The organism is Vaccinium witches'-broom phytoplasma str. VAC, from assembly GCF_000309405.1.
Classification (GTDB): Bacteria; Bacillota_I; Bacilli_A; order Acholeplasmatales; family Acholeplasmataceae; genus Phytoplasma.
This window is the reverse complement of record NZ_AKIN01000013.1, coordinates 1-6,479: the sequence shown is the minus strand read 5'-3', so window position 1 is coordinate 6,479 and position 6,479 is coordinate 1. Positions and strand designations below refer to the sequence as shown.

The following is a 6,479-nucleotide window of genomic DNA, read 5'->3' as shown; positions in this document are numbered from 1 at the left end:
ATAACAATATAATAACATATTTTAACCGATTATCAAACAATATCATTGAAGAAATTTATTTATTTTTATTAAGAAATTAAAAAAAGAGCCGTTATCTCTCAAAGAGAAACGGCCAGGAAAAATATTTTTTGCAATTAATAGTGGCGTTTTTGATTTTTATTCGCAGAATTAATTAAAACATATAACATCATTAAAGTTAAAATGATAATGTAAAAATTATGTTTAATCCAAGTATACATTTTAGAAGAATGAGTATTTTTAATACGATAATTTTTGATAAAATCATATATTTCTTGTTGAATTTTCTTTTCGGTAACATCTGGTTGTTGCGATTCTTTTTGCGCTACTAAAAAAGCCCCTTTAGAAATTAATTCGATGGTTTCGGTATTAGGTTGTTCTTCTAAAATATGATCGATTAAAATGTATTTATGCACCGTTGCGGATACTTTTTCTTTTAACCTTTCTTCAAAATTATTTTCATATGTATTTATTTCTTGTTGCAAAAGATCAACTATTTCTTCTAAAGAAAAATTGGTAAAAAATAAATTTTTCTTAACTTTGTTTTGTAGAATCGTTATTAAAGAGTTTTTTTCATACTCCGCTATCTCAATATGTAATTTAGGGTATATTGTTTGCCATATTTGATAAAAAAATCTATCTATTAATAAAGCGGAATTGTCTTTAATATTGGCTTTGACTTCGTCTAAAGAAAGATGGTTTTTTCTTTTCATTAAATTCACTAATTCGTTATAAACTTCTTTTTTTAAATCTGTTTGGAAATGATTGATCTGTTGAGAAGTAAAAAGCATATTATTTAATTTTAATTCTTCAATAATGCGGTTTATTTGTTGCTCTAATATTTGTTTTTTGTTAACTTCTAAATAAGTTTTAGTTTCTGACAGGAGTGCGAATTGCAGTTTCTCTAAAGTCAAAATATGAGGAGAAAATATTAAAAAATCTAATTTATCCGTAATTATCTTTTTAATTTCTAATTTATCTTTTTCTTCGATTAAAAGATTTTGAGCTACTATTTGACTAAAAACATTATTTATTAAAGGTTGTTTAATATTTTCATCTAAAAATTTCAAAATAAATTGTTCTATTTCTTCTTCGTTACTATCTATTTCTCTAGCTTTTTGTAAGATTTGCGTTTGAAAAAAAACATCACCTCTTAAAAAAGGATATTTATAGCAAAATTTATCTATTAACATGTGTGCTGTTTGTTGATTGATTTTTAATTTTTCATAGTCCCAAATTAAATAAATCTGATGAACTTTTTTCATGCCCGTTTTTAAAATTTCTTCTAAGCTGTCAATTTTGTGAATTTCTGAACGTCTTTTTGTGGAGTCTGTATTTTCCTTATCTTCAAAATAAACACCTAATAAACCTTCTGGCAAAGGGTTTTCATCATTATATGTTTTTTTGATTTTGTCTTTATCATCTGAAAATGAAATACTTTCTATTTCGTTGCTTAGATATTTATTATAACCGGCTTTTTGATATTTTTGATAATGATTATTGATTAAATCAAAATATTTCTTTTCAGAAAAGGAGAAAGGACTATCTTTGAAAAGATGTTTCAAAAGAATGTTTTTATATTCTTTCATTGTTGATAAAAAAGCCATATCAGGTTTGTCATGGGTATGTTTCTCCCAATCTACTAAAGTTTCTGATTGTGAAATTCTATCGAAAGCTAATTGTACATCAATAGGTAAAATGTTTAAATGGCGATGCATTTCAATAGCTATCCCTGCCGCTTGGTCTAAAATTTCAATTATTTTTCTTGGTGATTTTAAAAAATGATTATCGAATTTACAAATCTGTTCTATAATGTTGTTTAAATATTTATAAGCACGAACATCTAATTTATAATTTTTAGAAATCATTTTAACAAAAGTTTTCAACTCTTCTTCTTTCCAATAATTTATTTCAATCAGTTTATTAAAACGACTTAAAACGGCGATATCTATTTCATCTTTAAAGTTGGTGGCTGCTATAATAAAAACAGTTTTATCAGGATCTGTATAAATACCTTCGATTTGCGATAAAAAAGAGGAAATCATATTCCCATGGTCTGAAGTTAAACCATCAGTATTACGTTTTCTAAAAATACTTTCACACTCATCGATAAAAATAATACATGGAGAATGTTTGCGCGCTTCTTCAAAAAGGTTTTCTATAATTCTTGGTCCTTCTCCTACATAACTTCGGGAAAAATCTGCAGAAGTAACAGCGTAAAAAGGTAATCCTGATTCTTTGGCAAAAGCTTCGGCTAAATATGTTTTACCTGTGCCTGGAGGTCCGTACAACAAAACTCCTCTAGGTTGTTTTTTAACGCCCATTTTTCTATATTCTTCAGGACTCTTTAAATAAGATAAACTTTCTAAAAGTTGTTCTTTTTCCTTTTCCATTCCGATAACATCTTTAAAACTGTGTAAACGAGTAGTATCTTTTAAAAATCTAGCAGTTGCTGTTTCTGTTTGTGTTAATTTGATTCTTTCTTTGGCTTCATCTTTTAATTCTTTTTTTGTTAATTCAAATATTTCTTGATATTTGCCTACAAAAAATTGATCGCTTTTTTCTTTTTGTTTTTGTGAATTTTCAATGATGGTTTCTAATTTATCTAAAGTATTATCATAAAATTCTTTCAAATATTTAAATTCTTGATCGTTTTTTTTTAACTTTTTTTCTTGTTCTTGAATGTTAAAATAAGCAATTCTTAATTTTTCTTTAGTTTTGTCTAGTTGTGATTGATTCTCTTTTAAAATATTTTTTTGATGATTGATGGTTGTTTGCAAAGAATGTTTCTCTTTTTGACTTAAAGTTTGAAGAGTTTGAATTTCTATTTCTTTTAGCAATAATTCTTCTTCTAAATTATTTTTATCTTTTTGCAATTTTTGGATGGATTGTTCTTGTTGCGTTAAGTCTTGTTTTTGAGTTTCAATATCGCTCATTAAAGTTTGTATTTCTGCATTTAATTTATTTTTGTCTTGTTCTAAAAGATTATTTTGTTTTTCTTCATCTCTTAATTGGGTTTGCTTTCGCTCTAATTCAATATTTTTATTTTGAATTTCTTCTGATTTTTGATCTATTTTAGCAATTTGTTCTGTAATTTGTTTTTTTAGTTCATCAATATCAGTTTGCCTTTGTTCTAATTGTTGTTGATAAACTTGGATGGTTTTTTTAAGTTTTTCTATCTCTTTTTGAGATGAATCTAATTTATCTTTAGTTTGGTTTAATTGGTTTTGATTTTCTTGTAAAAGAATTTTTTGATGATCAATTGACTCTTGTAAAATTTGTTTTTCTTGTTGACTTAAAGTTTGATGATGTTTAATTTCTTCTTCTTTGGATAACAATTGTCTCTCTAAAACCGCTTTATCTGTTTGTAGCTTTTCTATGGATTCTTCTTGTTGAGATAACTTATTTTTAAAAGAATCAATATCACTAATTAAATTGTTTATTTCATTAGTTAAACGGGTTTTTTCTTCTTCTAAAAGAGTGTTTTTTTGTTCTTTTTGGGCTAATTCAGCTTGTTTATCCTCTAAAGCTTGTACTTTTTGTTTAATTGTTGTATTATTACGTTTAATTTCTTCACTTTTATCATTTATTTGGTTTTTTAAGGCAACAATATCTTCTTCTTTTTTAGCAATTTGTTCTTTATATTCTTTAATTATTGTATTAAGTTTTTCAATCTTTTTTTGGGCAACACTTAATTGTTCTTGCATTTCGTCTAATTGTTTTTGATTGTCCGCTAAAATACTTTTTTGATAATCAATGGTCCCTATTAACGTTTGTTTTTCGTATTGGCTTAAAATTTGATGGGATTCGATTTCTTGTTTTTTGGATAACAACTGATTTTCTAAAACTGTCTTATCTTTTTGCAGTTGTTGCATGGTCAATGCTTTTTGCGATAACACTTCCCTTTGAGCATCAATATTACGATTCAAATCTTTTATTTCGTTATTTAAGCGATTTTTATCTTCTTCTAAAAGATTATTTTCTTTTTCTCTTTTGTTTAATTCCTTGTTTTTATCGTTTAACTCGTTTATTTTTTGTTGGATTAATTCATCTTTGGCGATAATATCGTTTTTTTGATTAAAAATTTGCGTTCTTAAAGACAGGATGTCTTCTTTATAATTATCCAACTTATTTTGTTGTTCTTGCATTAACAAATTAAGCCTTTCGACGGTTGTTTGAGTTGAACTCAATTGTTCTTGCGTTTCATCTAATTTTTTTTGTTTGTCTTTTAAAAGGTTTTGTTGGGTTTCGATAAAGGACAATAAACTTTGTTTTTCTTCATTTTGTAATTTTTGTTGAGATTGGATTGCACTAATTTCTTCTGTTAACCTTTGTTCTATGCCTGTTTTTGCTCTTTGAAGAGAAACGATCTCTTGTTCTTGGGAAGATAAAATATTTTCTTGTCCTTTGATATTTTGAATTAATTGATCAATTCTTTTTATTAATTTTTTTTTTTCTTGTTCGTTGGAAAGATTATTTTGGTTTGCCAAGAGCAATTGTTCTTTAACTGTGTTTAGTTCTCTTATTTTGTCGTCCATATCTTGTGCCTGTCGTTTAATAAGGTCTTTTTGATAGTGTATTTTAGTTTCTAAGTGATTTATTTCATGTTTTTGTTGATTGATGATTACTTGTTTTTGTGTATATAAATCTTGATATTTCTCATCGGGATAGAATTAATGCGTTTTACCGTTTAAAATGGGTTTATTACACTAAGCCCCCCACACCACCGTACGAGCAAGTTTCCAAGCATACGGCGGTTAAAATAGTGTGTTAATATTGATTTCTCTTAAAAAAATAGGAGTCATTTATAAGTTTAAATGTTTTTTAAAAAAAAATAATATAGCCTTACTATTTTTTCATCTTTCGCCTTGTAAGGGTCGTTATCCCTCTCCTTGGTGAGTCAGTATATTGATGCATTTCAGCATTAATTGTCAATTTCTCACGACTACTATGATTCTGCTTCTCCCTTGACAACAACCTTAACAACTATCAAGTTGAAAAAGGGTTCTGTTTTAGGGAAATAGAAGTTACTCAAAATATCTACGTAATCAATTTAGGCGAGCTGACCTGAGCAATTATATCTTATCTGACATAAAATATTTTCTGACAGGTAAGGTTTGAGGTGAGAATTAACTCCATCATCTAGAACGATGACAATGATTTTAACATACGAATTAAAATACGTTAAAAGACCTCAAAATTGTTGATATAAAAGACAATAACGCTATTTTTATCTACAAGTTATGTATTTGTAACCCTTTTGGTTGCTCTTAGCTCCTTTTCAGAAGTTATCCGTGTTGATCGTTTGCTCTTGCGTCTTCTGGTTGGATCAAAGGATGACCCTCATTTACGCTTTTATTTTCTGCTGTAATTTATAATTCTTTCGTTTTATAGACCGAAAATATGAGTTAGACCATCATTGCAGGTCCAGCATTTCGTTATTTATGCTGATATTTAGGCATCTTTCTCGCCCTAATTCTTCTTTTAATCTTTTTATTTCTTGTTGGTTAGCTTGTATTTGTGGTTGTAAACTTTTTTTATAACTTTCGCTACTTTGAACGAGAGGATTTTGATTTATGATTTTAATTACTTCTTCCAAAGACATCACTTGACTTAATGTGTCAATTAAAAATTGAATATGTTTTTTAGAAACAAAGATCATATTAGCTGGTTGCCAATTGCGCCAAGAATACCCTTTTCCGCCTTGAAAATTGTTTTGTTTATGTTGTAAATATGTTTGATAATTTTTTAAATCATTGGCGTTTCCGACAAATACAAAAAGATATTCATTAGGGTCAAAAACGGTCGTAGCAATTGTATTACTAAACTCTTCTACAATATTATAATTTTCTAAGGTTTGAAAAAGAAAATCAATGTTTTTCTTGTCTTTTTCCTGAAAATTATAATATTCCTTGTCTATTTGTTCGAAAATCATTTTAATAACATGTTCTAATAAACGTTGATTAAAAGCTGCGTTTTTGCTGAACGGCAACATTGTTTTAATTTTTTCTATAGAAGGGTAAAGAATAGGGGAAACTGTTTTTTTCGTTTCTGGTTGTTTATTATGATAAGGAGTGATTCCGTATATAGGACTTATTAATGAAAAGGTTAGAAAGATGACAAAATATTTCCAAACCTTTTTTCTTTGAATTGACATATTTTTTTTAATGCTTTCTAATGAAAATTAATATCCTCTAAAAATGAAAATATTATTTTTGTAATTGTCTCTTTAATGGATTGTATAAAACAATAGATATGTAGTAAAAAAACCATAAAAATGCATTTTATGGAATTTGTGAGAAAGTTGTCTCATTTATAGAATAAAAAAATTTCTTGATTTCAAAAAAATGAATTCGCCCCTCTTTGAAGGGAATAATATTTTAATCCAGTTAGAACAAATTTAATATATATATATTCACACCTTTCTAATAAAAATATTTACATATCATTATAATTATATC

2 protein-coding genes are annotated in these 6,479 nt (G+C 27.0%); both read right to left on the bottom strand.

The features are described 5' to 3' along the window. Positions 1–134: 134 nt before the first annotated feature. A complete protein-coding gene (locus tag RI68_RS00605) occupies positions 135–4,556 on the bottom strand; it encodes an AAA family ATPase (RefSeq protein ID WP_017193333.1) in 4,422 nt (1,473 codons plus the stop codon). 878 nt (positions 4,557–5,434) lie between these two features. Continuing rightward, positions 5,435–6,175: a hypothetical protein gene (locus RI68_RS00600; protein ID WP_017193332.1), complete on the bottom strand. Its 741-nt coding sequence runs from the start codon at positions 6,173–6,175 to the stop codon at positions 5,435–5,437. Positions 6,176–6,479 lie beyond the last annotated feature (304 nt).